This window comes from Allonocardiopsis opalescens (genome assembly GCF_003002095.1).
GTDB classification, from domain to species: Bacteria; Actinomycetota; Actinomycetes; order Streptosporangiales; family Streptosporangiaceae; genus Allonocardiopsis; species Allonocardiopsis opalescens.
Genome location: NZ_PVZC01000002.1, coordinates 163,611 through 187,894 on the forward strand (window position 1 = coordinate 163,611; position 24,284 = coordinate 187,894).

Below are 24,284 nucleotides of genomic sequence, written 5' to 3' on the forward strand. Positions count from 1 at the left end.
CGCTGCGCGCCGCTCGGACGGCACCGCGCACGATGCCGTCCGGCGGGCGGGCTCAGATCATCGCGCCCTCGTTGCGCAGCAGCCACAGCTTGGCGTCCAGGCCGTAGCCGTAGTGGTTCAACCGGTTGCCGGCGCCGAGGATGCGGTGGCAGGGCACGATCGGGGCGACCAGGTTCGCGGCGCAGGCGTTGCCCGCGACCCGGGCGCTGCCGGGGTGGCCGGCATTGGCGGCCAGTTCGGCGTAGGTGACCGTGCTCCCGGCCTTGACCTCGCGCATGGCTTGCCACATCCGCTCGCGCACCGGGGTGGAGGGCTGGTGGACGGGCAGGTCGTCGAGGGCGGTGGCCTCGCCCGCGAAGTAGCGTTCGACGGCGGCGCTCAGCTCGCCGAGGTCGTCGGCCGGGGTCATCGGCAGCGGGCGCATGGAGCTGTGCAACCGGTTGTGCAGCTCGGCCGGGTCGTCGTAGAAGCCCGCGCCGATGAGGGCGCCGTCGAGTTCGAGCAGGCTGAGCCGCCCGATCGGGGTGGGCATGACGAGCGATCGGATCATGATGTCTTCCCTGTCTGGTGGTGCTGCGGAATCCGCTGGATCTGCTCGGGCGGCGCCGTCCACAGGTGCAGTGCGGCATAGGCCCGCCACGGACGCCACGGCTCGGTGGTGGTGATGCCCGCTGACTCCATCGCGCGCCGCAGCACCAGGTCGGTGCCGGGGAACGCGTCGGGGTCGCGCAGGGCGCGCATCGCGATGTAGCCGGAGGTCCACGGGCCGATGCCGGGAAGCTCCTCCAGTGCCGCGGTGGTGGCCGCGACGTCGGCGCCGGAGTCGAGGTGGAGGCCGCCGTCCGCCACGGCCTCGGCTAGCGCGCGCAGGGTGCGGCGGCGCGCCCCGGTGAGTCCGACATGGTCCAGGTCGGCCCCTGCCAGCGCGTCGGCGGTCGGGAACACGTGGGTGAGGGTACCGACGGGCTCCGGCAGCGGGGTGCCGGTGGCGGCGACCAGCCGTCCGGCCAGGGTGCGGGCGGCCGCGACGGACACCTGCTGGCCGAGTACCGCGCGGACCGCGAGTTCGAAGCCGTCATAGGCGCCGGGCACCCGCAGCCCGGGCCGGGCCGCGACGAGCGGCGCGAGCGCCGGGTCGGCGCCGAGGACGCCCGCGACGGTGGCGGGGTCGGCGCACAGGTCGAACAGCGCCCGGCAGGCCGCCACGACCTGCGGGGTGCCGCGCAGGTCGGGCACGGCGAGGCGCAGCACGATCTGCGGCGCTCCGGGGTCGGGCAGCAGTTCGAGGGTGCCGGGGCCGCCCGGGGTGGCGATGGTGCGGGCGTAGCGGTTCGGGCTCACCTCCTCCACGCCGGGGATCGCGCGGGCGGCCAGGAAGTCCAGCAGGGCGGCCGCGTCGAAGGGCGGGCGGTAGGCCAGCCGCAGCGACAGCGGCCCGCCGGGCTGGGCGGCCCGGAGCGGCCGACCCGTCCGGTGGCCGCGCAGCGCCCCCGGCGGTAGGCCGTAGGCGTCCTTGACGCTCTCGTTGAACCGTCGGACGCTGCCGAATCCGCTGGCGAAGGCGATATCGGTGATGGGGAGGTCGGATTCGGCGAGCAGTCGGCGGGCGAGCTGGAGGCGGCGGGTGCGGGCGAGTGCGAGCGGCCCGGCGCCGACCTCGGCGATGAACAGGCGGTGCAGGTGGCGCTCGGTGACGGCCAGCCGTCCGGCGAGGCCGCCGACGCCCTCGGCGTCGACGGTGCCGTTCTCGATCAGCCGCAGCGCGCGGCCGATGAGGTCCTTGCGGACGTCCCAGTCGGGTGAGCCGGGGCTGGTCTCCGGGCGGCAGCGGCGGCAGGCGCGGAAGCCCGCCACCTCGGCGGCCGCGGCGTGCGGGTAGAAGCGCACGTTGCGGCGGGCGGGGGTGCGCGAGGGGCAGATCGGCCGGCAGTAGATGCCGGTGCTGGTGACGCCGATGTAGAAGCGGCCGTCGAAGCGCGCGTCGCGCGCCACGATGGCGCGGTAGCAGGTGTCGAAGTCCAGGTCGCGGAGCAGGTGCTCCTGGCCGTTGCCGCGTGTGCCGCCGGGGGTGGCGGCCGCCGTGGCGGCGCTCGGTTCGGCAGCGGTCGCGATGTCCATGCCCCCATTCAACCCGCAGCTTCCGGGTCCGTGCTCGCGGAAATCGGACCTGGCGGTGGCGGCCGCTCCGGGCGCCGATTCCCGCTGCCGCCCTGGTGCCGGGCCGGGCGCGACGGTGCGCGGGCGGCGTCCGCGTGCCCGGTGGACGGCGGCCGCCGACCGGGCCGGTCCGTCGAGGTCCGCCCAGGTCAACACGGCGGGCGGGGGCCGCGATTCCGTGCCCGGGCGCGGGATGGTGGCGGCGCAAGCCGACCGTCCACAGGCGGCGGCCTTGGCCCTTCGTTGTCCACAACCCGTGGGTAACCCGCACGCGGCGCACCCTGGAGCGCAAGGATGGTTGTAGGGGAGCCCCCCAGGGAGGGCGGGGTTCGCAGATGGGTGCAGTTCTTCTTAGCGTTGCGCCTGGTCAGGACGTTGCTCGCTGACCATGTCTCGTCTAGGCGGTCGCTGGTGAGGGTCGCTGTGATCTTGGCGCGTCGGGTCCGGCGGTCGAAGTCCACCCGCAGGTTCAGCGAGTCCAGTAGTCGGCCCAGGGCGTCGTGCGGCAGGGCGTCTAGAGCAGCGTCATCTGGCCCAGATCACCGCACGTGCGCGCGCAGCCGGACAGGCCAGCGCGCGCCGAGCCGCCTTCCTCGTCACCAGCGCCGACCCCGGCGAGATCATGAGCGGCGTCCGTCTGCTGTTGTCGCTGGACCGGGCGTTCAGGCATGACGCCCTGGTCGCCGCCGCCTACTTCCTCGCGCAGATCGAAGCCGAGCAGGACGACCAGGACGACGACGAGCAGCGCCACGACGACTCCACCGAGCCCGAACCGCAGCCCGCCCGGCTCCGCCCCGTCCCCGACCCCGCCGCGATGACCAAGACCGTGTTCGCCCAGGCCGACCAGGAGGCCCAGTCATGACCGACGACAGCACCCTAGATCTCACGTGGGCGTTCACCGCCGCACTGACCGACGCCGCCACGGACGCCGTGCGGCTGCCCGACGCAGCGCGAGAGCTGGACGACCGGTTGGAGCGCGCCAGTGAAGCCGGGGCGCCGCTGTGGCCGAACGAGCGCTACGGCACCGCCCATTTGCGCGGCTTGCTGGACACCGCCCTTGACTACGCGCTGACCGGCGCGCCCCCCGGCGAGCAGCTGGCGGGCATCGCCGCGATCGCCCACGTCGCCGACGATCACCAGTTGGGCGAGCGGTTCGTGTTCGAGGCGGCCGCCCACTGGGCGACCAAGGTCGCCGAGTACGCCCCCGTCATCACGGTGATCCGCCCCGGCACCCCGGAATGGGCGCACATCCCATAGTGGGCGCGCCCGGCGGCCCGACTCGACATCTGGCTGTACGACCGCGCCATGCGCACCGTCCGCACGGGCGGCGGCCGGGCCCCGCCCCGGCGGAGGAGACGCCACCAGGCGCACACTCACGCCAGGGACCGGCCTTGACCGTGTGACAACTTCCCCCTACTATCCAGCGCCGCCGCCCGACACCTCACCCGTGATCGCGGACGCCAACTGCTCAGCAGTCAAACCACGCACACCTTCAAGGCGAGCCATCCGCAGATCCGCCCCTGCGAGGTGAGCGCTCCACAGATCCGCCCATGCGAGGTCAGCGCCCCCTAGGTTTGCTTGTTCGAGGTGAGCGTCCCCCAGGTTCGCGTGTTCGAGGTGAGCGCCCCCCAGGTACGCGTGTTCGAGGTGAGCGCCCCCCAGGTACGCGTGTTCGAGGTGAGCGCCCCCCAGATGCGCGTGTTCGAGGTGAGCGCCCCCCAGGTACGCGTGTTCGAGGCGAGCGCCCCACAGGTTTGCTTGTTCGAGGTGAGCGCCCCCCAGCCGCGCGTGTTCGAGGTGAGCGCCCCCCAGGTACGCGTGTTCGAGGCGAGCGCCCCCCAGGTACGCGTGTTCGAGGTGAGCGCCCACCAGGAGCACGGCTTCGAGGCGAGCGCCCACCAGGTTCGCACCGCGTAGGTCGGTGCTTCGTAGGTCCACCGGGTTGGGTTCGGGGCGGTTGGGGCGGCGGGCGAGGACGGTGAGCGCGGTCTGCACATCCGTGGCCACCCGTGCCGCGGACCGTTCGGCGGACGGGTCATCAGGTGTTCCCGCCGGTGGGTGCATCCACCGGTCCCGGTCCCCTTTCGGGGCGGGTGCGGCGGTGTCGTCCACGGGGGCGTTCTCGCGGACGAAGGCGGCCAGCACCTCCACCACGGTGGTGTGGTCGCGCTCGGACTCGCGCATCAGATGTTCCAGCGCGTAGATCCCGCCGATGCGTTCGGCCAGCTGTTCGGAGGCCAGCTGCCCGATCGCCACCGCGTAGCGCTCGGTGAACTGGCCCCGCCGGTTCAGCAGGTAGTTCGTCGCGGTGAACACCAGCGCCGACAGCGCCGCCGTCCCGCCCACCGCCTGCAACAACGTCTGACGAACCGCGTTGACCGCCGCCGCCTCCTGATCAGGCGGCAGCGTCCACACCCTGTCCCCGGCCGCCCAATCCGTCACCGGCCCCAGCACCAACCACAGCACCGCCACCGCCAAGCCCACACCTACCGGAACCCACAACCAGACCCGACGCCCCCCGATCCACCCACCGACCCGCCCGCCAACGCCCCGAACACGCTGGAACCACCGCTGTAGGAAACTCCGCATAGTCCGCATCACAACACCACGAGCCACCTCGGCACCGGGCCTGACCACCAACGGCCACGAACCCCACCCCAACAACCCCCCGTCCAACATTCCGCCGACCGGCGTGGACCAGCCAGGGCCAACCCACGCCGGACAGCACGCACCTACACGTCCGTAGTCCAAGACACGGTGAGCGCCGCAGGCGAAGCGTGATCCCATCTGCTGCCCCCAGGGAGGGCGGGGGAAGGAGTGGTTGGCGCTGTTTTCGGTGGAGCGCTCGACGGGCTTGGCGGAGGCGGTCTGTGTTGATTGTCCGTTGGGATGGAACATTGGCCGAGCATGACGGCGGCACTCCAGCCGCTGACGGGCTGACCTGTGGGTTCAGGATCGCCTACGTTTCCGGCTGGCAGGGCGAGTGATCGGCGGGCGTCCGGGCGCGGGCGGTGGTGAAGGTCGTCGGTCGGGTGGCTGGTACGCAACCGGTGCCGGAGGGCTGAGCGGGGCCGCCGGTGCCTGGTGCGACGGGCGCGCATACGCCGTTGCGGGCGGCATCGGGATCGCATAGTGGGTGGCAGTCCGCCACTGCCCGCCCCCTGAGCTGGCGGAGGCCCTGCCCACGGCGCGGCCCGATGTGTCTCATGCCTGCGCCGAGCCGCGCTGTGGGCGCCGGATCGTCGCGGCCGTGCCGCTCGCTTCGCGGCATGGCGGCTCCGCGAGCGGATTCGCGCGCCGACAGGCGCCCCGAAGAGCCGACGCCTGACGCTGCCCGGGTCGACGCGTGCCCGGCGCGGCGCACCGCAGAGTTTCGCCGTGAGCGGCTGCGGCCCGGCGGCGATCGCCGTACTCGGCCCGCGGGTATCGCCGCCCGGCCGCGCCTCTCCTTGCTGTTCCGGCCCTTGGAGCGGCCTTGGCCGCTCGTCGTCGGCTCCCGCCACAGTGGCATGGTGGCCGCTGAGTCGGCTCGGCCCACCGCGGCGCGGCTCGCTCCGGTAGGTGTCCGCCGGGTGCTGGTCCTCCCCCCGTACGCGACCGATCGCCGCCGTGGCCGGAGCCGCCCCTACGCCCGGCCGGGCCTCAGCGGTGCGCCGTGACGCCGCGCACCGCCCGTCAGCGCTTCATCTTGGCGACCAGCTTCCTGGCGCGCTTGGGGCGCCGGACCTCCAGGTAGTGGGTGCGGGCGCGTTCGATCTCGACGTACTCGGTGCCGGTGAGCAGGCCGAGGGCGAAGCCGTTCGGGGAGTCGGCGCGGTGTCCGGCGATCGCGGTCAGCTCGTCGCGGGCGACGACGCCGTCCTGCTGGTCGCCGAGCGCGGTCTGGACGCGCTTGGCGAGTTTGGCGAGGCGGCGGGCGGGCTTGCCGAGGGCGCCCGAGGCGGCGTCGGCGGCGTAGCGGGCGCGCTTGGCGGCCTTGCGGACGTCGTGGCGGGCGGTGTCGGCGGCGTCCTGGGTGTCGGCGCGCTTGGCGCGCTTCTCGGCACGTTCGACGCGCTTCCAGGAGTCGGCGACGGCGCGGGCCAGCTCCGGGCGCGCCTTGGCGCGGCCGCGCGGGGTGAGCGGCGGGTCGGCGATCAGTGCGTCGAGGCGGTCGAGGAGCTCGCGGTAGCGGTCACCGGCCAGCACCTCGTCCGCCACGGCGTACGCGTCGCGTTCGCGCTCGGCGAGTTCGGCGTCCAGTTCGGCGGCGAGCGCCTCGGCTCCGGGTGGCGGGCCGGGCAGCGCCGCGACGCGGTGCGCGATGCGCGCCCGCATCACCTCGGCGTCGCGCGCCGGGGCGAGGGCGCGGCCGAGCCAGCGCAGCTCGTCGGCGACCTGGCGGGCGGCGGCGGGGTCGAACAGCGAACTGTAGGCGCGCAGCAGGGCGCGCGAGCGGCGGGCCGAGACGCGCATCTGGTGGACGGCGTCCGCGCCGCGCAGCCGGACCAGCGGATCGTTGGTCACCAGCTTCTCGTAGTGGCGGCGCAGCGCTGGGAGGACCACGCCCGCCGCGGTGGAGTCCTTCGGCCACCGGTCCGGCTCCGGGCGCGGGTCGCCGAGGACGCGGGCCAGCTTGGACGCTGACGCGGCCGGACGGGCGCCCGCGGTCAGCAGCCGCTCCCCAACGGCCGCGAGCAGTTCGGCGGAGCCGGTGCCGAGTTCGACCTCGACCTCGCGCCAGGACACGGCGGGCGCGTCGGGCCCCGTGGTGCCGACGACGGAGTCGTCGGCGATCTCGGCCAGCGTCCGGCCGTCGCCGTCGAGCAGCCGCCGCACCGAGCGGCGGGTGGTGAGGGTGGCCACCGGTTCGGGGCGGGCGCCGCGCAGCCGGTGGGCGGCGAGGTCGAGGAGTCGGCGCGGCGGGCCGTCGGCGGCGGGCGTCAGCGGCTCGCCCAGCTCGCGGCGCACTCCGGCGCTGACCGGCAGCTTGAGGTGCCAGCCCTCGTCGGTGCCGCCGGTGCGCCGCCGCAGGGTGACGCCGTGCGCGGCGAGCGGCAGGCCGGGGGCGTCGTAGTAGGTGGCGCCGAGCAGCTGCACGTCGCTGAGGGTGACGGCGGCGCAGCCGGGGAGGTCGCCGAGGCCGGGCAGGTTGAACTCGGCGTCCACCTCGAACTTCGTCTCGATCTCCTGGTGGTCGCTCATGGGGCCTCCCTCGTGTGCGTGCCCGCCCCGGGGTACGGCTGCCGGGGGCGGGAACGCGCCTCGGCGCCGCCGTGGGGGCCGGTGGCGGTCCGGCCCTCATGCTTCCCGCGTGCGGTGCTCTTCCAACATCACAACGCTCCGGCCGGGCACCGTGTGCCCCGCGGTGCCGGATGGACGGCGCCGTGCCCGCCACCGACGCCGAGACGGTCGCCGGTGACGCCGACCCCGAACGAAGCGGATCCCTGCGCTGAGCACCCGCGCTGGTCAGCGCACGCATGGACGCGGCCCCCGCATCGACCACCGGCCACGGGCGGACCGCTCGCCTCCCGATCGTTCCGGGCACCGCGAAGCACCCCGACCGAACATGGGTACACGGCCGCGGACGGACGCGATGGCGCACACCACCGGGGCAGCGGCGGCCCGCTCCCGCACGGCGCGGCCGCCAGACCCGGACGAGGAGACGGTCGCCGACCCGCGCTGCCGGGACCCACGTGGTGGCGGGACGCCTCCCGTGCCGGGTCGCTGGGCTCAGCGGGGCCTTCGAATCCGCTCCGGATGCCCCTTCTCGACCCGGGGCTCCGTCTCAGCGCGGTCTGTCCGACGGCGACGGGCATGGTCGGGGCGCACGACCGGTGTCGTGTTGGCCGTGGCCGTGTGGGACGCCCGTCCGATCGGCGTGGCGGGCGACTTCTCGATCGCTCTCGCCGGTCCGCGCGGTGACGGGGGCGCCGGCGCGCCGGTGGTGGTGCGGTCAGGCCAGGAACTCGCGGGCGCCGCGCGGTCGGTTGCGGAGGCGCCGGCGGCTGGCGGTGCCGTCCAGGCGGAGGTCCAGCGGCCCGGGCGGGCCCAGTTCGGCGCGTTCGCCGCGTGGCAGTGCGGTGGGGTCGAGGCCGTCGCGCCGGGCGATGAGGGCGCCGAGTTCGTGCCGGCTGAGCGCGTCGGGTCCGGCGAGGTGGTAGGTGCCGGTGTGCCCGGGTGAGGCGAGTTCCAGCAGTGCGGCCGCGAGGTCGTGTACGTGGACGGGGCAGCGGATGTCGTCGGTGAACAGGACTCCGGTGGCCTGGCCGGTGGCGAGGGCGTGGACGCGGCGTTCGTGGCCGGAGCCGCCGTCGCCGATGATCAGCGAGGTGCGGGCGATCGCCGCTGAGGGGTCGATGGCCTTGACCGCCGTCTCGGCCGCGGCCTTGGCGGCGCCGTAGGGGGTGATGGGGTCGGGGGCGGCGGTCTCGTCGTAGCGGGCGGCGGCGCCGGAGAACACGGTGTCGCTGGAGACGTGCACGAGCCGGGCGCCGGTCGCGGCGGCGGCGAGGGCGACGTGCGCGGCGCCGTCCGCGGTGCTCGCCCAGTCGGTCTGCTGGTAGGCGGCGTTGACGACCGCGTCGGGCCGCACCGCGGCCACCCGTTCGGCGACCTGCCGGCGGTCGCGGACGTCCAGGGGGGACCACGACGCCGCGGCCGCGCCGCCCGGCCGTGTCCGGTAGGTGGCGGCGACCCGGTGACCCGCCGCCAGCGCCTGCCGGACGAGTTCGGTGCCGAGGAACCCGCTGCCGCCGACGACGAGGATGAGTGCCATGGATGCTCACGGTACCGCCGGCCGGTTCGCCGTCGTCGGGCGCGGGCCGCCGGGAGCGCCGTCTCAGCCGCGGATGGCGTGGCGCTCGATGGCGGCGAGGCGGGAGTCGGCCATGTGGACGGCCCAGAACGACGCCTTGCGGAGGTTGGGTTCTTCGGGGGCGGCGGCGCCGAGGTGTTCGCACACCTGGGTGATGATCTCGGGGACGAGTTCGCCGTGGGTGCACAGGATGGTGGGGCGCTGCTCGGCGAGGAGTTCGGCGGTGCGTTTGGCGACGGTCTCGGGGTCGCCGAGGCGCCGTCCGCCGGGGTCGGCGGTGTAGGCGAGGTCGGTGCGGAGTTCGGCGCCGGTGCGCTGGAGGTAGGGCAGGACGGTTTCGACGCAGCGGGCGGTGGCGGAGCAGATGACGCGGGCGGTGCCGTAGGCGGCGAGGAGGGTGCCGAGGAGGGCGGCGTCGGGGCGGCCGTCGGGGTCGAGGGGGCGGAGGGTGTCGTCGTCGGTCCACTCGGACTTCTCGCCGGCGGAGGCGTGCCGCATCAGGATGAGCGGGGTGGTGGGGAGGGGGCCTTCGACGAGGCCGCGCAGGACGGGGAGGTCGCGTTCGTAGCTGAGCCGCTGCTCGGCTTCGGCGGCCGGCAGCCAGGCGAGCTGGTCGACTTCGTCATTGGGCTGGAAGGGGCCGCTGTCGGCGGGGGTGGCGGTCCACCACTCGACCTGCTTGGGACGGCCCTCCTTGAGGTAGTGCTGGGCGGCGAGGCGGCGGCCGAGGACGGGGCGGATGCCGGTCTCCTCGGTGACCTCGCGCACGGCGGCGGCCAGGACGTGTTCGCCGCCTTTGAGCTTGCCCTTGGGGAGGGTCCAGTCGTCGTAGCGGGGGCGGTGGATGAGGGCGACCTCGGCGCCGTGGGGGCCGGGCCGCCACAGGACGGCCCCGGCGGCGCGGATGGGGTCGGCTTCGGTGGGGCCGCTAGCCATCGACGGACCTGAGGTGGCGGTGGCGGCGCAGCCAGCGCTGGATGTCGCGGAGCGGTTCGCCGTCGGCGTCGCGGGAGTGGCGGGTCCAGGAGCCGTCGGGGGCGAGGTGCCAGGAGGAGACGGTGTCGGACATGGCCATGTCCATGATCTCGGTGAGCCGTTCGCAGTGGTCGGGGTCGGCGATGCGCACCAGCGCCTCGACGCGGCGGTCCATGTTGCGGGGCATGAGGTCGGCGCTGCCGATCCACATGTCGGTGTCGCCGCCGTTGTCGAAGGCGAAGATGCGGGAGTGCTCCAGGAAGCGGCCGAGGATGCTGCGGACGCGGATGGTCTCCGACAGTCCGGGGATGCCGGGGCGCAGGACGCAGCCGCCGCGCACCCACAGGTCGATGGGGACCCCGGCGCGGGAGGCGGTGTAGAGGGCGTCGACGATCTCCTCGTCGACGAGGGAGTTGGTCTTGGCCCTGATCCTGGCGGGGCGCTTGGCGCGGTGGTGGTCGATCTCGCCCTGGATGCGGTCGAGGAGGCCCTGGCGGAGGGCGTGGGGGGCGACGAGGAGGCGCCGGTAGGAGACGTCGCGCGAGAATCCGGTGAGGTGGTTGAAGAGGTCGGAGATGTCCTGGCCGACCTCGGGGGCGCAGCTGAACAGGCCCAGGTCCTCGTAGATGCGGGCGGTGCTGGGGTTGTAGTTGCCGGTGCCGATGTGGCAGTAGCGGCGCAGGGTGCCGTCGTCTTCCTGGCGGACGACGAGGGCGAGCTTGCAGTGGGTCTTGAGGCCGACGAGTCCGTAGACGACGTGGCAGCCGGCGTCTTCGAGTTTGCGCGCCCAGGAGATGTTGTTCTGCTCGTCGAAGCGGGCCTTGAGTTCGACGAGGACGACGACCTCCTTGCCTGCCGCGGCGGCGTCGATGAGCGCGTCCACGATCGGGGAGTCGCCGCTGGTGCGGTAGAGGGTCTGCTTGATGGCCAGCACCTTGGGGTCGCGGGCGGCGTCGGCGAGGAAGCGGACGACGCTGGTGTTGAACGACTCGTAGGGGTGGTGGACGAGCAGTTCGCGCTCGCGCATGGCGTCGAACAGGGTTCCGTCGATGAGTTCGGGTGGTTCCACGGGCACGAATGGACTGTATTTCAGTTCGGGCCGGTCGAGGTCGGCGAGCTGGGTGAGTCCGGAGAGGTCGAGGGGGCCCTGGGTGCGGTAGACCTCGCCGGGTTCGGCGCCGAGTTCGCGGCTGAGGAGGGCGAGGGCGTCGTCGGAGATGGTGTCCTCGACCTCCAGGCGCACCAGCGGGCCGAAGCGGCGGCGCAGCAGTTCGTGCTCCAGCGACTTCAGCAGGTTGTCGGTCTCGTCCTCGTCGACTTCGAGGTCGGCGTTGCGGGTGACGCGGAAGGCGTGGTGCTCGATGATCTCCATGCCGGCGAAGAGCTGGCTGAGGTGGGCGGCGATGACGTCCTCGACGGGGACGAAGCGGTCGCCGCCGAGCGCGATGAAGCGGGGCAGTACCGAGGGCACCTTGATGCGGGCGAAGACGCGCCTGCCGTTGCTCCTGCTGGGGTCGCGGACGAAGATGCCGAGGTTCAGGGAGCGGCCGGAGATGTGCGGGAAGGGGTGGGCGGGGTCGACGGCGAAGGGGGTGAGCACGGGGTAGATCTGCTCGCGGAACAGCTGGTGCATGCGTTCGCGCTCGGTGGGCCGCAGTTCGGCCCAGCGCACCAGCATGATGCCGGCGGTCTCCAGGGCCTTGCTGATGGGGCCGTGGAAGACCTGGGCGTGGCGGCGGCCGAGTTCGTGGACGACTTCGGAGATGCGGCGCAGCTGCTCGCGGGGGTGGCGGCCGCCGGGGGCGGGTACCGCGATACCGGTGGCGAGGCGGCGGGCGAGGCCGGCGACGCGGACCATGAAGAACTCGTCGAGGTTGCTGGCGAAGATGGCGAGGAAGCGGACGCGTTCCAGCAGCGGGATGTCGGGGTCCTCGGCCAGTTCGAGCACGCGTTGGTTGAACCGGAGCCAGCTCTCCTCGCGGTCGAGGAAGCGGTCGGCCTGCGGGTCGTTCTCCTCGTCGGCGATGCGAGCGGGTTCGGTCACGGTCTCGGCGCTTCCCCTGTTTCGTGGTCGGCTGGTGGCTGCTGTGGTGGACAGGGCGGCCGACTGCTCCGCTTCCCCCTGTTCTCCATTCTCACCCTCGCCTGTGACGGCCAAGCACAGCAAGGCACGATCCGGGACAATTTGCTCAGCCGTCATCCGGCCGCCGCCGGGGTGTCGCCGGCTCAGCCCGCGCCGCCGGCCGCGACGCCCGCCGCGCCGGCCGCTGCGGCGGCTCCGGCGGTGGCGGCGTGCACGGACCGGATGACCTTGCGGACGACGGGGCCGATGGCGTCGCCCTGCGCGATGGCGGCGACCCGCTGGGCGCGGACGTGCCGGGGTACGTCGTGCAGGATCTTGCGGTCGAGCCGGGTGGCGTCGAGGATCGCGAAGAGGGCGACGGTGCGGTGGTCGGGCGGGTGGGTGCCGTCGAAGACGGCGCGGACCCGTTCGCTGACGTGCCGCCCGGCGGCGTCGCCGGCCGGGTAGCGGGTGAGCGAGAAGACGCGGAAGACCGACTGGCGTTCGGAGCGCAGCGCGCCGCGCCGCACCAGGTCGGTGAGGAGCCGGCCGCGCAGCCCGGCGCCTTTGAGGCGGTTCACCCACCAGGTGGCGGGGCGGGGGGTGTGCCGGGAGGCGAGCTGGGCGAGGACGGAGTCGAGGAAGCGGTCGCCGAGTGGGGCGGCCTTGACGACGGCGACCCGCTCGCCCTGCAGGGCGATGCGTTCGGCGAGGGCGAGCTGGGCGAGGATGGCGCCCGCGGCGCCGCAGTCGAGCTCCAGGGGGTTGACGAGTCGGGTCCCGGTGTCGGGATGGTGCCCGAGCAGCAGGAACTCGTGGGCGATCGTCAGCTCGGCCCCGTCCATGGGCCAAGGGTACGTTCCCGTTCTTGCGCTTTCCAGGGCGGCCGCCCCCCTGATTCGGGTATGTCCGCAATGCCGCTGATCATCGCTCGACGTGGTCGGCGCGGTCGGCGAGCCGGGCCAGCGCGTCGGGCCAGGGCATGCTCTCGGCGTCGCCGGGGACGCTGACGGCGCAGGCCCCGGCGGCGCTGGCCAGCCGCAGGCAGCGGGCGACGGGCTCGCCGCGCAGCAGCCCCGACAGGAAGGCAGCGGCGAAGGCGTCGCCGGCGCCGACGGGGTCGGCGACGGGCACCGGGAAGGCGTCCTGCTCGGTGACGCCGCCGTCGTGGACGGCGTAGCAGCCGTGCTCGCCGTGGACGACGGCGGTGCGGGCGCGGGCGGTGGCGAGGAAGCGCCGGACGTGCTCGGGGTCGTCGCCGCCGGTGAGGACGGCCGCCTCGGCGTCGCTCATGAACAGCAGGTCGGCCTGGCGGGCGAGCGGGCCGAGCAGCCGCTGCGGGTCGCGCCCGGCCAGCAGGCGGTGCCGCATGTTGACGTCGAAGGAGAGCAGGGTGCCGCGCGCCACGGCGGCGTCGGCGAGGGTGCGCACGGTGTCGGCGGCGGTGTCGGAGAGGGCGACGGGGATGCCGGTGAGGTGCAGGACGCGGGCGGACAGGCTGTGGTCGAGGTCGCCGGCGGCCAGCCGCCCGCCGGCGGCGCCGGTGCGGTAGAAGGCGGCGGCGAGCCGCCGGGGGGCGCTCCACTCCTTGAAGTAGATGCCGGTGGGGGCGTCGGGGTCGGTCTGGGCGCGGGAGACGTCGACGCCCTCGGCGCGCAGCATTCCGAGCACCTGGGCGCCGAACTCGTCGGCGCCGACCCGGCCGGACCAGGCGGTGCGGTGGCCGAGGCGGGCCAGGGCGACGGCGACGTTCACCTCGGCCCCGGCGACCCGCTTGGTGAAGGCGGCGACGTGGCGCAGCGGGCCGGGGTGGGCGGGGTCGAAGACGACGAGCCCTTCGCCGAGTGTGGCGACGTCGAGTCCTTCGGCCATGCCCGCCCCTCCGCTCGCCCGGCAGGTGGCGGGCCCGGCGCCCGGCACCGCGCCCGCATGCTAGCGTGCCTCCCGCTGACAGGGAACATGTGCCGATGAGCGGGACAGTCGGAAATCGCTCCGGGTGCGGACCGGTCGGCGCTCCGCGTCGGAAGTCCGCTGGATCTCTCGGTTTGTGCGGCCGGGCGGCGGGACTATCATCGTCCCACTCGTAGAGGACATGTCCTGATGAGTGAGACATCGGCGCCGGAGCGGTGGCGGCCGGTGGGACGGGAGGGGCCGTGGAGGGTCGACCCGCGCGCCGCCCCGGCGGCACCGCCGGGCCCGGGCTCGACGGGGTCGGCACCCTGGAGCGCGGCCTGGCGATCCTGGAGCACGTCGGCGCACGCGGCGAGGCCAGCACCAACGCGGTCGCCCGTGAGCTGGGGCTGAGCCGCAGCGCCGCCTACCGCACCGTGGGGCTGCTGCGGGAGCTGGGCTACCTGGAGGCCGACCCGGTGACCGGCAGGGTGCGGCTGGGGGTGCGGCTGGTGGAGCTGGGTGTGAAGGCCCTGTCGGCCACCGACCTGTTCCGGTTGGCGCCGCCGCTGATGCGGGAGCTGGCGGCCCGCTCCAGGGAGACCGCCTACCTGGCGGTGGCCGACGAGGGCGCCGTGGTGTACGTGGCGCGGGAGCAGGGCCCCAGCGCGGTGGCGCCCAGCGCCGGGCTGGGCGGGCGCCGCCCTCTGCACGCCACCGCGCTGGGCAAGGCGTGGCTGGCCGCGCTGCCCGACGGGGAGCGGCGCCGCCGGGTGGCGGGCCTGGACCTGCGGCGGCGCACCGCCAACACGATCGTGCAGCCGCAGGAGCTGCTGGCCGAGCTGGACCGGGTGGCCGAGCGGGGCTGGGCGGTGGACAACATCGAGAGCGAGCCCGACGTGGGCTGCGTGGCGGCGGCCGTCCTGGACCGGGCGGGCGAGCCGGCGGCGGCGCTGAGCCTGGCGGGTCCGGCCGGGCGGGTGCTGCTGCGCGCCGAGGAGCTGGGGCGGCTGGTGCGGGCCGCCGCCGGGGACCTGTCGCGGCGGATCGGCCACCTGGAGCCGCCGGCCTAGCGGGGCCGTGCGCGGGGGGACGGCCTGGGGAGACCGGCGGTGAGCTGCCGTTATGTCCGTTCCGGTTGAGAGCCTGTCCGGGATCCGCTATTTTCACCCCCGTCACACCCGTAAAACCCGTTGACACCGCGTTGGCACCGAATCGCTGCGCTTGTCGGCGTCCCCGCCCCGGCCCTTCCCCGGGAGCCGGCGCGGCCGGCGGGCCGCCAGGACCCCGGGTCCGCGGCCCGCGCCCCCCTGAACCCGCTGCCCCCGGCGGTGTGAGGAGTGTTGATCGATGCCTGATCGGCGAGAGTGGTCCGTGCGCGGCCGTATCGCGGCCGGAGTGGGACTGGCGGCGGTCGGAGCGCTGTCGGTGCCGGCCGGCGCCGTCCACGCCGACCCCGAGCCGACCCAGGAGGAGGTCGAGCAGCGGATCGAGGAGCTGGCCGAGGAGTCCAGCACGCTCGTCCAGGAGTTCAACGAGGCCGAGGAGGACGTCGAGGCGGCCGAGGCCGAGCTGGAGGACGTCGAGGAGCAGACCGCCGAGGCCGAGGAGCGCTACGGCGACCTGCGCGAGAGCCTCGGCGAGCTGGCGGCGGCGGCCTACCGCTCCGGCGACCTCGGCTCCCCGATCACCGTGCTCAGCGCGGGCGACCCCCAGGACGTGGTGGAGCAGGCCAATCTGCTGGAGTACCTGTCCAGCAGCCGCCAGGCGGAGCTGGACGAGTACACCGCCGCCACCGAGCACCTCGAAGAGCTGCGGGCCGAGGCCGAGGCGGCGCTTGAGGAGGCCGAGGAGGCCCGCGCCGAGGCCGAGTCCCGCGCGGCGGAGGTCGAGGAGTCCCTGGCCGAGCAGGAGGAACTGCTGGCCGAGTTCGAGGTGTCCGCCGTAGGCGAGGGCTCCACCAGCGGCTCCTACACCGGCTCCGCGTCCGGCAGCGCGGCGGTCGCCCTCGACTTCGCCTACGCCCAGCTCGGCAAGCCCTACATCTGGGGCGGCACCGGCCCTGACGGCTACGACTGCTCGGGCCTGACCCAGGCGGCCTGGGGCGCGGCCGGGGTGAGCCTGCCGCGCACCACCTACACGCAGTGGGAGGTCGGCCAGGCCGTCGCCTGGGACGACATGCAGCCGGGCGACCTCATGTTCTTCTACGCCGACCTCGGCCACATGGGCATGTACGTCGGCAACGGCCAGATGATCCACGCCCCCAGCAGCGGCAACTACATCAGCGTCGTCACGCTGGACAGCTACTACCAGAGCAACTTCCAGGGCGCCCGCCGCCCCTGAGGCGGAAAGGGGAGCCGTCCGTATGGGCCTGGACGCCTTCGTCCGCTGCCGCTGCTGGGACGACGGCCTGGTCTCGGAGCCGCCGGTGCCGCGCGGACTGATCGCGGTCGACGACGAGGGCCACCTGGGCGTTCCCGAGGACGTCCCCGACGAGCTCTACCACCGGTTCCTGGACTGGGCGGAGAGCGGTGCCTGCGCGCACGACGACATGCAAGAGCTGTCGCGTCGCGTCGCCAACTGGTCGGGCTACCGGCTCTTCCAGGACGCCGCGCGCACGCTCGGCGCCGAGCGGCTGCCGGTGCTGTGCGGCCGGCTGCCCGAGGCCAACGGCGGGCTGCTCGGCCCGGACGAGGCCGGGCGCGCCCTGGCCGAGCTGCGCGTCTTCGCCGAGCAGATCGGCGCCGTGCCGCGCACGGTGCTGCTGGACGAGGCGGACGGCCGGGCGGTGGCCACCCATGTCGCCGCCTACGACGGCGTGTTCCTGCTGGACGGCCGCTCGCAGCTGCGCGCCGGGGTCGGCCCCGGCGGCTTCTTCGTCCGCGACGAGAGCGCCTCGCCGCCGGTGGAGCTGTTCCGGGCGGTGCGCTTCGCCCAGGAGCGGGTGGGCGAGCGCGCGGTGCGCCTCACCGACCTGGACGGCCCCGGTGAGGCGACGGTGCCGCTGTTCACCGCGGTGGGCGCGCGCGGCGCGCCGGACGACCACCCGCGGCGGCTGCGGGTGGAGACCAAGCCCGCCACCGCGGCCGACTTCGCCTACGCCACCGGGCCGCTGGCCGAGCTGTTCGCCGCTTCGGTGCGCACCGGCAACCCCGTCGTGTGGTATTGACGCCGGATGCGCGCGGCCCAGAGTTGACTCCCGGTGGGGGCCGGCCGCCATCCTGGCCCGCGTGAACGACGACGAACTGCTGCCGATCGGCCGCTTCGCCCGGCTGGTGCGGCTGAGCGTGAAGCGGCTGCGCCACTACGCCGACCTCGGTCTGCTGCCGCCCGCCCGGATCGACCCCGACACCGGCTACCGCTACTACCGCGCCGCGCAGGCCCGCGACGCCATGTCCATCGGCCTGCTCCGCTCGCTGGACGTGCCGCTGGCCGCCGTCGGCGAGGTGCTGTCGGGGCCCGATCCGGCCGGGGCGCTGGCCCGGGTCCGCGACGAGCTGGACGCGGAGCTGGCGCGGCGCCGGCTGGCGCTGTCGGCGCTGGAGCGGATCGCCGCCGAGGGGCTGCCCGGCGCCGAGGTGTCGGTGGTGCGGGAGCCGCCGCGGCGGGTGGCCGTCGTCCGCGAGCCGGCGGAGTCCGAACGCGATATCGGCCGGGTCGCCGCGGCCTGCGCCGGGCGGCTGGCGGCGGCGCTCGCGGGCCGCCTCGGGCCCGCCCCGCTGACCGGCCTGTTCCCGCTGGACCTGGACGAGCCGATACCGGTGGCGGTGGCGGCCGAGCTGCCCGAGGGGGCGGCCGCGCCGCCGGGCCTGGCCGCCGAGCGGCTGGCGGGGGGCGTGTTCGCGTCCGCGGTGCACACCGGCCCCTACGACCAGGTGCCGCTCACCCTGCACGCCGTGCTGGCCTGGTGCGGCGAGCGCGGACACGCCCCGGCCGGGCCGGTGCGGGAGGTCTACCTGTCCGACCCGGCCGCCGTACCGCCGGAGCGGCTGGCCACCCGGCTGCTGGTCCCGCTGGACGGGGGCTTCGAGGCGCCGTGAGGGCGGGTGCCGCCGCCGTGGCGCGGTCCGCGCCGCTCCGGGGAGCCCGCTCGCCCGGCGGGCCGGGCGGGCCGTAGGGTAGTCGGCCATGAAGATCCTGATCTCCGCCGACATGGAGGGCGCCACGGGGGTGACCTGGCCCGCCGACGTGGAGCCGGGAACCGAGCAGTGGCAGCGCTGCCGGCGGATGTTCACCTCCGACGTCAACGGCGCCGTGGCGGGCTTCCTGGACGCCGGCGCCCGCGAGGTGGTGGTGAACGAGGCGCACGCCACCATGCGCAACCTGCTGCTGGAGGAGCTGGACGAGCGCGCCGCCATGCTGACCGGCCGGCACAAGGACCTGTCCATGGTGGAGGGGATCCAGTACGGCGACGTCGACGCGGTCGCCTTCGTCGGCTACCACACCGGCGCCGGCACCGAGGGGGTGCTGGCCCACACCTACCTGCCGAACTCCATCACCGGGGTGTGGGCCGACGGCGCCCCGGCCAGCGAGGGGCGGCTGAACGCGCTGGTCGCCGCCGAGTACGGGGTGCCGGTGGTGCTGGTCACCGGCGACGACCGCACCTGCGCCGACGCCGAGGGCTACGCGCCGCGGGCCCGCACCGTCGCGGTCAAGGAGTACGTGTCCAGGTACGCGGCGGTGTGCCGCCCGCCGGGGCGCACCCGCTCCGACATCGCGGCCGGGGCGCGGGCCGCGCTGGCGCTGGCGGGCCGCACCGAGCCGGAGGCGCCCCGGCCGCACACGGTGGAGATCGAGCTGGACGCAGCCCAGCTGACCGGCGCGGCCTGCGTGGTGCCGACGGTGGAGCGGGTGTCGGAGCGCCGGGTCCGCTACACCGCGCCCAGCGCCTACGACATGATCCGGTGCTTCAAGGCGGTCACCACGGTGGTGTCGTCGGCAGTGGAGGCGAACTATGGCTGAGAGCACGGCGGTCCGCGAGGCGGAGGGGCCGGGCGGCCCGGGGGCCGGCGCGGTCACCGACGCCGAGGTGGTCCGCTTCACCAGCGAGCTGATCCGCATCGACACCACCAACCGGGGCGGCGGCGAGGGCAATGAGCGGCCCGCCGCCGAGTACGCGGCCGAGCGGCTGGCCGAGGCCGGGGTGGAGCCGGTGGTGCTGGAGTCGGCGCCGGGCCGCGCCAATGTGGTGGCCCGGATCGAGGGCACCGACCCCTCGGCGGACGCGCTGCTGGTCCACGGCCACCTGGACGTGGTGCCCGCCCAGCCGGCCGACTGGACCGTGCCGCCGTTCTCCGGCGAGGTCCGCGACGGCATGGTGTGGGGCCGCGGCGCCGTCGACATGAAGAACATGGACGCGATGGTGCTGGCGGTGGTGCGCGCCTGGGCGCGCGAGGGGCGCCGCCCGCGCCGCGACATCGTGGTCGCCTTCACCGCCGACGAGGAGGACAGCGCCGCCTACGGCGCGCAGTGGCTGGTCGACCGGCACGCCGGGCTGTTCGAGGGCTGCACCGAGGCGGTCGGGGAGTCCGGCGGCTACACCTTCCACGCCGAGCGGTCCGGCGGCGGGCCGCCGGTGCGGCTGTACCCGGTGGGGGCGGGCGAGCGGGGCACCGCCTGGCTGCGGCTGTCGGCGCACGGCCGCGCCGGGCACGGCTCCAAGGTGAACCGCGACAACGCGGTGGGGGCGCTGGTCACCGCGATGGCGCGGATCTACGCGCACCGCTGGCCGGTGCGGCTCACCCCCACGGTGCGCGCGGCGCTGGACGGGATCGCGGCGGCGCTGGGCGCCGGCGGCGGCCCCTCGTCGCCGGGCTTCGAGCCCGAGCGCGACACCGACGCGCTGCTGGCCCGGCTCGGCTCGGCCGCGCCGCTGGTGGACAACACCGTGCGCAACAGCGCCAATCCGACCATGCTCTCGGCCGGGTACAAGGTGAACGTGGTCCCCGGCTCGGCCACCGGCCATGTCGACGGGCGGGTGCTGCCCGGCGCGGAGGCCGGCTTCGAGGCGGTCATGGACGAGCTGACCGGCCCCGATGTGACCTGGGAGTACGCGCACCGCTCGCCGGCGCTGACCGCGCCGGTGGACGCCCCCGTCTTCGCCGCGATGCGCGACGCGCTGCTGGAGTTCGACCCGGGCGGGCACGTGGTGCCGTACTGCATGGGCGGCGGCACCGACGCCAAGCAGTTCGCCGGGCTGGGTATCACCGGTTACGGCTTCGCGCCGCTGCGGCTGCCGCCCGGCTTCGACTACCACGCGCTGTACCACGGCGTGGACGAGCGGGTGCCGGTGGACGCCCTGCACTTCGGGGTGCGGGTGCTCGACCGGTTCCTCACCACGGCCTGACCCCCTGACGCGACCCTCCGAGGAGGCTCCCATGCCCGAGCCCGCCCCCTACGGCGGCTGGACCTCGCCGATCGGCGCCCGGGACGCCGCCGGGCACGGCGGGCGGCCGGGCTGGCCGACCGCCGCCGGCGGCGAGCTGTGGTGGACCGAGCCGCGTCCGCTGGAGGGCGGCCGGGTGGCGCTGGTGCGGCGCCGCTCCGACGGTACGGCCGCCGACGCGCTGCCGGCGCCGTGGAACGCGCGCAGCCGGGTGCACGAGTACGGCGGGCGGCCCTTCGCGCTGGTCGGCGGCGGCGCGGGGGCGGGTGGGCCGAGTGTGGTGTTCAGCGAGTTCACCGACCAGCGGCTGTACCGGTGGGAGCCCGACGGCGGCGGCGAGCCCTATCCGATCACCCCGGAGCCGGCGGCGCCGGCCGGGCTGCGCTACGTCGACCCGGTGCCGGTGCCCGGCGGGCGCGAGCTGTGGTGCGTGCGGGAGCGCTTCACCGGCCCCGCCCCCACCGACGTGCGCCGCTCGATCGTGGCGGTGCCGCTGGACGGTTCGGCGGCCGAGCGGGGCGACGCCATACGGGTGCTGGTGGAGGGCCACCATTTCCTGGCCTGCCCCCGCCCCTCCCCCGACGGCACCACTCTGGCCTGGATCGGCTGGGACCACCCCGACATGCCGTGGGACTCCACCGAGCTGCTGGTCGCGCCGATCGCCGCCGACGGCACCGTGGGCCCGGCCCGCGCGGTGGCCGGCGGGGCGGGTGAGGCGGTGGTGCAGGCGGGATGGACGGCCGATGGGCGGCTGCTGGCGGTCACCGATCCCGGCGGCTGGTGGAACCTCTACCAGGTGCAGCCGGACGAGGGCCCCAGGGCGGCGGTGAACCTGTGCCCGCGCGAGGAGGAGTTCGGCGGCCCGATGTGGCAGCTGGGCATGGAGTGGTTCGCGCCGCTGCCCGATGGGCGGGTGGCGGTGCTGCACGGCACCTCCTCGGTGCGGCTGAGCCTGCTCGACCCGGGCACCGGGGAGCTGGTGCCGGGCGCCGCCCCGCACACCGAGTGGGCGCCGGCCCTGGCGGTGGCCGCCGACGGCGGGGTGGTGGGCGTCGCCGCCTCCCCGGAGCGCTCCTACCAGGTGGTGGCCGTCGACGCCTCGGGCCGCTCCTGGACGCCGCTGACCGGCGCGGAGGGCTACGGCCCCGACCCCGCCGACCCGCTCGCCCCCTACCTGCCGCGGCCGCGCGCCCGCACCTTCGCCGGGGAGGGCGGCCGCGAGGTGCACGCCAGCGTCTACCCGCCCTACAACCCCGACTTCACCGGCCCGCCCGGCGCGCCCGCCCCCTACGTGGTCTTCGCGCACGGCGGCCCGACCAGCCGCGCCCCGATGGTGCGCGACCTGGAGATCGCGTACTTCACCAGCCGGGGCATCGGGGTGGCGGAGGTGAACTACGGCGGCTCCACCGGCCACGGCCGCGCCTACCGGGAGCGGCTGCGGGAGAACTGGGGCCTGGTGGACGTGGCCGACTGCGCGGCCGTGGCCCGCGCCCTGGTGGAGCAGGGCGCGGCCGACCCGGCCCGGCTGGCGATCCGCGGCGGCAGCGCGGGCGGCTGGACGGCCGCGGCCGCGCTCACCTCCGTCGACGTGTTCGCCTGCGGCACGATCCTGTACCCGATCCTGGACCTGGCGGGCTGGCGCACCGGCGAGACCCACGACTTCGAGTCGCAGTACCTGGAGAGCCTGGTGGGCCCGTGGCCGGCCGCCAGGGAGCGCTACCGGGAGCGCTCGCCGATCAACCGGGCCGAGCGGCTGTCGGCGCCGTTCGTGCTGATGCAGGGGCTTGAGGACGTGATCTGCCCGCCGGTGCAGTCCGAGCGCTTCCTGGAGCGGCTGCGCGGGCGGGGGGTGCCGCACGCCTACCTGGCCTTCCCCGGCGAGCAACACGGCTTCCGCCGCGCCGAGACGGTCGCGGCGGCGCTGGAGGCGGAGCTGGGGCTGTACGCGCGGGTGATGGGCTTCAGCCCGCCCGGGGTGCCGCCGCTGGAGCTGGTGCAGTCGTGACGGCCGGGGTCCGGGAGGGCGCCCCGCCGCTGCGCGAGCTGGTGCGGCCGCCCCGGCTGCGGCCCGGTGACCGGGTCGCGGTGGTCGCGCCGAGCAGCCCGGTGCCGCCGGAGGTGCTGGCGGAGGGCTGCGCGCTGCTGCGCGGCTGGGGCCTGGAGGTGGAGGTGGCGCCGCATGTGCTGCGGCGGCACCGCTCGCTGCCGCACCTGGCCGGCTCCGACGCGGGGAAGGTCGACGACCTGCAGGCGGCCTGGCTGGATCCGGGGGTGGCGGCGGTGCTGTGCGCGCGGGGCGGCTACGGCGCGCACCGGATCGTGGACCTGCTGGACTGGGCGGCGCTGGCGGCGGCGCCGCCGAAGGTGCTGGCCGGGTTCAGCGACGTCACCGCCCTGCACACCGCCTTCGCGGTCCGGCTCGGCCTGTCCACCCTGCACGCGCCGATGCCGGGCAGTCCGCTGCTCACCGGTGACGAGCGCGGCCAGGAGCTGCTGCGCCGCGCCCTGTTCGAGCCGGAGTCGGTCCAGGTGCTGGGCGGCCCCGACGCGGTGCCCCTGGTCGGCGGGCGGGCGCGCGGGATCACGGTGGGCGGCTGCGCGAGCCTGCTCGCCGCCGACCTGGGCACCCCCACCGCGCTGCCGGGGGCGCGCGGCGGCATCCTGCTGCTGGAGGACATCGGCGAGGAGCCGGGGCGGCTGGACCGGATCCTCACCCAGCTGCTGCGCAGCGGCTGGCTGGACGGGGTGGCCGGGATCGCGCTGGGTTCGTGGGAGGACTGCGGCCCTCCCGAGGTGCTGCGGGCGCTGATGCTGGACCGGCTCGGCCCGCTGGGGGTGCCGATCGTGTGGGAGCACGGCTTCGGCCACTGCGGCAGCCAGTTCACCGTGCCGCTGGGGGTGCCGGCGGTGCTGGACGCCGACGCGGGCCTGCTCACCCTGGAGCTGCCGGCGCTGCGCTGAGGCGCGGCGGCTCAGGCGCGGGCGCGCGCCGCGGCGTAGTGGCAGGCGGCCTGGGCCTCGCCGGAGCCGGCCAGGATGGCGGGGTCCTCGGTCTGGCAGCGCTCGGCGACCCCCGCCTCCTCGGCGGCGCCCGAGGCCAGGATCGGGCAGCGCACGTGGAAGCGGCAGCCGGGCGGCACCCGGGAGGGGTCGGGCGGCTCGCCCGACAGCACCACCGGGATGCCCGCCCGCGCCTCGGGCAGCACCGACAGCAGCGCCTGCGTGTAGGGGTGCTCGGGGGCGACCAGGATCTTCTCCACCGGCCCGGTCTCCACGATCCTGCCCAGGTACATCACCGCGACCCGGTCGGCGATGTTCCAGGCCAGGCCGAGGTCGTGCGTGACGACCAGCGCGGACAGGCCGAGTTCGTCGCGCAGCCGCAGCAGCAGCGCCAGGATCTCGCCGCGCACGGAGGCGTCCAGGGAGGCGACGGGCTCGTCGGCCACGATCACCTTCGGCTCCAGCACCAGCGCTCCGGCGATCACCACCCGCTGCCGCTGGCCGCCGGACAGCTCGTGCGGGTAGCGCAGGAAGAAGCGCTCGGGCGGGCGCAGCCCGGCGCGGGCCAGCGCGTCGGCGACCCGCTCGCGTTCGTCGGCGGCGCCGCCGTGGATGCGCAGCCCCTCGGCGACGGCCTCGTAGACGGTGTGCCGGGGGTTGAGCGAGCCGGCGGGGTCCTGGAGGACCAGCTGCACCTCGCGCCGGTAGGCGCGCAGCGCCCGGCTGCGGTAGGACAGCGGCCGCCCGGCGTAGCTGACGGTGCCCGCGCTGGGCCGCTCCAGGCCGAGCAGGGTGCGGGCCAGGGTGGTCTTCCCGCAGCCGGACTCGCCGACCAGGGCGACGATCTCGCCGGCGCCCACGTCCAGGTGCACGCCGTCGACCGCCCGCGCCGGCGGTGCGCCGCGCCGTCCGGCGAAGCGCACCGACAGGCCGGCGGCGCTGAGCACCGGCACGGCGGTCCGGGGCTCGGCGGGCTCGGCGGTCCGCTCGGTCACCGCGTCGCTGATGGGGACCACTCC

20 protein-coding genes are annotated in these 24,284 nt (G+C 75.3%); 10 read left to right on the forward strand and 10 right to left on the reverse strand.

Features of this window, described 5'->3' with window-relative positions; translation table 11 throughout:
- Window positions 1-52: 52 nt before the first annotated feature.
- Together CLV72_RS07455 and CLV72_RS07460 are read right to left on the reverse strand one after the other, a co-directional pair.
- Entirely contained in the window at window positions 53-550 is a 498-nt protein-coding gene (locus CLV72_RS07455) for a methylated-DNA--[protein]-cysteine S-methyltransferase (protein WP_170140907.1), read from the reverse strand.
- Window positions 547-2,118, reverse strand: coding sequence for a DNA-3-methyladenine glycosylase 2 (locus tag CLV72_RS07460; protein ID WP_106241982.1), 1,572 nt, complete (start codon window positions 2,116-2,118; stop codon window positions 547-549). The genes CLV72_RS07455 and CLV72_RS07460 overlap by 4 nt, the downstream gene beginning before the upstream one ends.
- Before the next feature lie 661 nt (window positions 2,119-2,779).
- Here CLV72_RS07460 and CLV72_RS07465 point away from each other — a divergent pair.
- Entirely contained in the window at window positions 2,780-3,019 is a 240-nt protein-coding gene (locus CLV72_RS07465) for a hypothetical protein (protein WP_146159378.1), read from the forward strand.
- Window positions 3,016-3,414, forward strand: a complete 399-nt coding sequence (locus CLV72_RS07470) for a hypothetical protein (RefSeq protein WP_106241988.1) — start codon at window positions 3,016-3,018, stop codon at window positions 3,412-3,414. Before CLV72_RS07465 ends, CLV72_RS07470 begins: the two co-directional genes overlap by 4 nt.
- Before the next feature lie 159 nt (window positions 3,415-3,573).
- Here the strand turns inward: CLV72_RS07470 and CLV72_RS07475 are convergent, their stop codons facing one another.
- The 7 genes from CLV72_RS07475 to CLV72_RS07510 form a co-directional block, all read right to left on the reverse strand.
- Entirely contained in the window at window positions 3,574-4,629 is a 1,056-nt protein-coding gene (locus CLV72_RS07475; RefSeq protein WP_245930056.1) for a pentapeptide repeat-containing protein, read from the reverse strand.
- 1,203 nt (window positions 4,630-5,832) lie between these two features.
- Window positions 5,833-7,341 carry a CYTH and CHAD domain-containing protein gene (locus CLV72_RS07485; RefSeq protein ID WP_106241994.1) on the reverse strand — a complete coding sequence of 503 codons (1,509 nt, stop codon included), beginning with the start codon at window positions 7,339-7,341 and terminating at the stop codon, window positions 5,833-5,835.
- Between the two features lie 751 nt (window positions 7,342-8,092).
- The gene (locus tag CLV72_RS07490) at window positions 8,093-8,914 is read right to left on the reverse strand and encodes an SDR family oxidoreductase (RefSeq protein WP_106241997.1); all 822 of its coding nucleotides are present in this window, start codon (window positions 8,912-8,914) and stop codon (window positions 8,093-8,095) included.
- 63 nt (window positions 8,915-8,977) lie between these two features.
- A complete protein-coding gene (locus tag CLV72_RS07495; protein WP_106242001.1) occupies window positions 8,978-9,889 on the reverse strand; it encodes an NUDIX domain-containing protein in 912 nt (303 codons plus the stop codon).
- The gene (locus CLV72_RS07500; protein ID WP_425428054.1) at window positions 9,882-12,026 is read right to left on the reverse strand and encodes an RNA degradosome polyphosphate kinase; all 2,145 of its coding nucleotides are present in this window, start codon (window positions 12,024-12,026) and stop codon (window positions 9,882-9,884) included. The genes CLV72_RS07495 and CLV72_RS07500 overlap by 8 nt, the downstream gene beginning before the upstream one ends.
- 128 nt (window positions 12,027-12,154) lie before the next feature.
- Window positions 12,155-12,835 carry a GOLPH3/VPS74 family protein gene (locus CLV72_RS07505; RefSeq protein WP_106242010.1) on the reverse strand — a complete coding sequence of 227 codons (681 nt, stop codon included), beginning with the start codon at window positions 12,833-12,835 and terminating at the stop codon, window positions 12,155-12,157.
- Window positions 12,836-12,914: 79 nt separating this feature from the next.
- Window positions 12,915-13,862, reverse strand: coding sequence for a sugar kinase (locus CLV72_RS07510; protein ID WP_106242015.1), 948 nt, complete (start codon window positions 13,860-13,862; stop codon window positions 12,915-12,917).
- Between the two features lie 281 nt (window positions 13,863-14,143).
- Here CLV72_RS07510 and CLV72_RS07515 point away from each other — a divergent pair, with 281 nt between their 5' ends.
- From CLV72_RS07515 to CLV72_RS07550, 8 genes are all read left to right on the forward strand, one after another.
- A complete protein-coding gene (locus CLV72_RS07515) occupies window positions 14,144-14,953 on the forward strand; it encodes an IclR family transcriptional regulator (RefSeq protein ID WP_106242019.1) in 810 nt (269 codons plus the stop codon).
- Between the two features lie 277 nt (window positions 14,954-15,230).
- Window positions 15,231-16,223, forward strand: coding sequence for a C40 family peptidase (locus CLV72_RS07520; protein WP_211302769.1), 993 nt, complete (start codon window positions 15,231-15,233; stop codon window positions 16,221-16,223).
- Window positions 16,224-16,245: 22 nt separating this feature from the next.
- On the forward strand, window positions 16,246-17,049 hold the full coding sequence (locus tag CLV72_RS33135; RefSeq protein ID WP_106242023.1) for a hypothetical protein: 804 nt from the start codon (window positions 16,246-16,248) through the stop codon (window positions 17,047-17,049).
- A 61-nt stretch (window positions 17,050-17,110) separates the two neighbouring features.
- A complete protein-coding gene (locus CLV72_RS07530; RefSeq protein WP_245929976.1) occupies window positions 17,111-17,920 on the forward strand; it encodes a MerR family transcriptional regulator in 810 nt (269 codons plus the stop codon).
- Between the two features lie 88 nt (window positions 17,921-18,008).
- The gene (locus CLV72_RS07535) at window positions 18,009-18,842 is read left to right on the forward strand and encodes a M55 family metallopeptidase (protein WP_106242026.1); all 834 of its coding nucleotides are present in this window, start codon (window positions 18,009-18,011) and stop codon (window positions 18,840-18,842) included.
- Window positions 18,835-20,226 carry a M20/M25/M40 family metallo-hydrolase gene (locus CLV72_RS07540; protein WP_106242031.1) on the forward strand — a complete coding sequence of 464 codons (1,392 nt, stop codon included), beginning with the start codon at window positions 18,835-18,837 and terminating at the stop codon, window positions 20,224-20,226. The genes CLV72_RS07535 and CLV72_RS07540 overlap by 8 nt, the downstream gene beginning before the upstream one ends.
- A 31-nt stretch (window positions 20,227-20,257) precedes the next feature.
- Window positions 20,258-22,270 carry a dipeptidyl-peptidase 5 gene (locus tag CLV72_RS07545; RefSeq protein ID WP_106242034.1) on the forward strand — a complete coding sequence of 671 codons (2,013 nt, stop codon included), beginning with the start codon at window positions 20,258-20,260 and terminating at the stop codon, window positions 22,268-22,270.
- Entirely contained in the window at window positions 22,267-23,226 is a 960-nt protein-coding gene (locus tag CLV72_RS07550; protein WP_211302770.1) for a S66 peptidase family protein, read from the forward strand. Before CLV72_RS07545 ends, CLV72_RS07550 begins: the two co-directional genes overlap by 4 nt.
- A gap of 11 nt (window positions 23,227-23,237) precedes the next feature.
- On the opposite strand, the gene CLV72_RS07555 is transcribed toward CLV72_RS07550, so the two are convergent.
- Window positions 23,238-24,272: an oligopeptide/dipeptide ABC transporter ATP-binding protein gene (locus CLV72_RS07555; RefSeq protein ID WP_245930057.1), complete on the reverse strand. Its 1,035-nt coding sequence runs from the start codon at window positions 24,270-24,272 to the stop codon at window positions 23,238-23,240.
- Window positions 24,273-24,284: the final 12 nt, after the last annotated feature.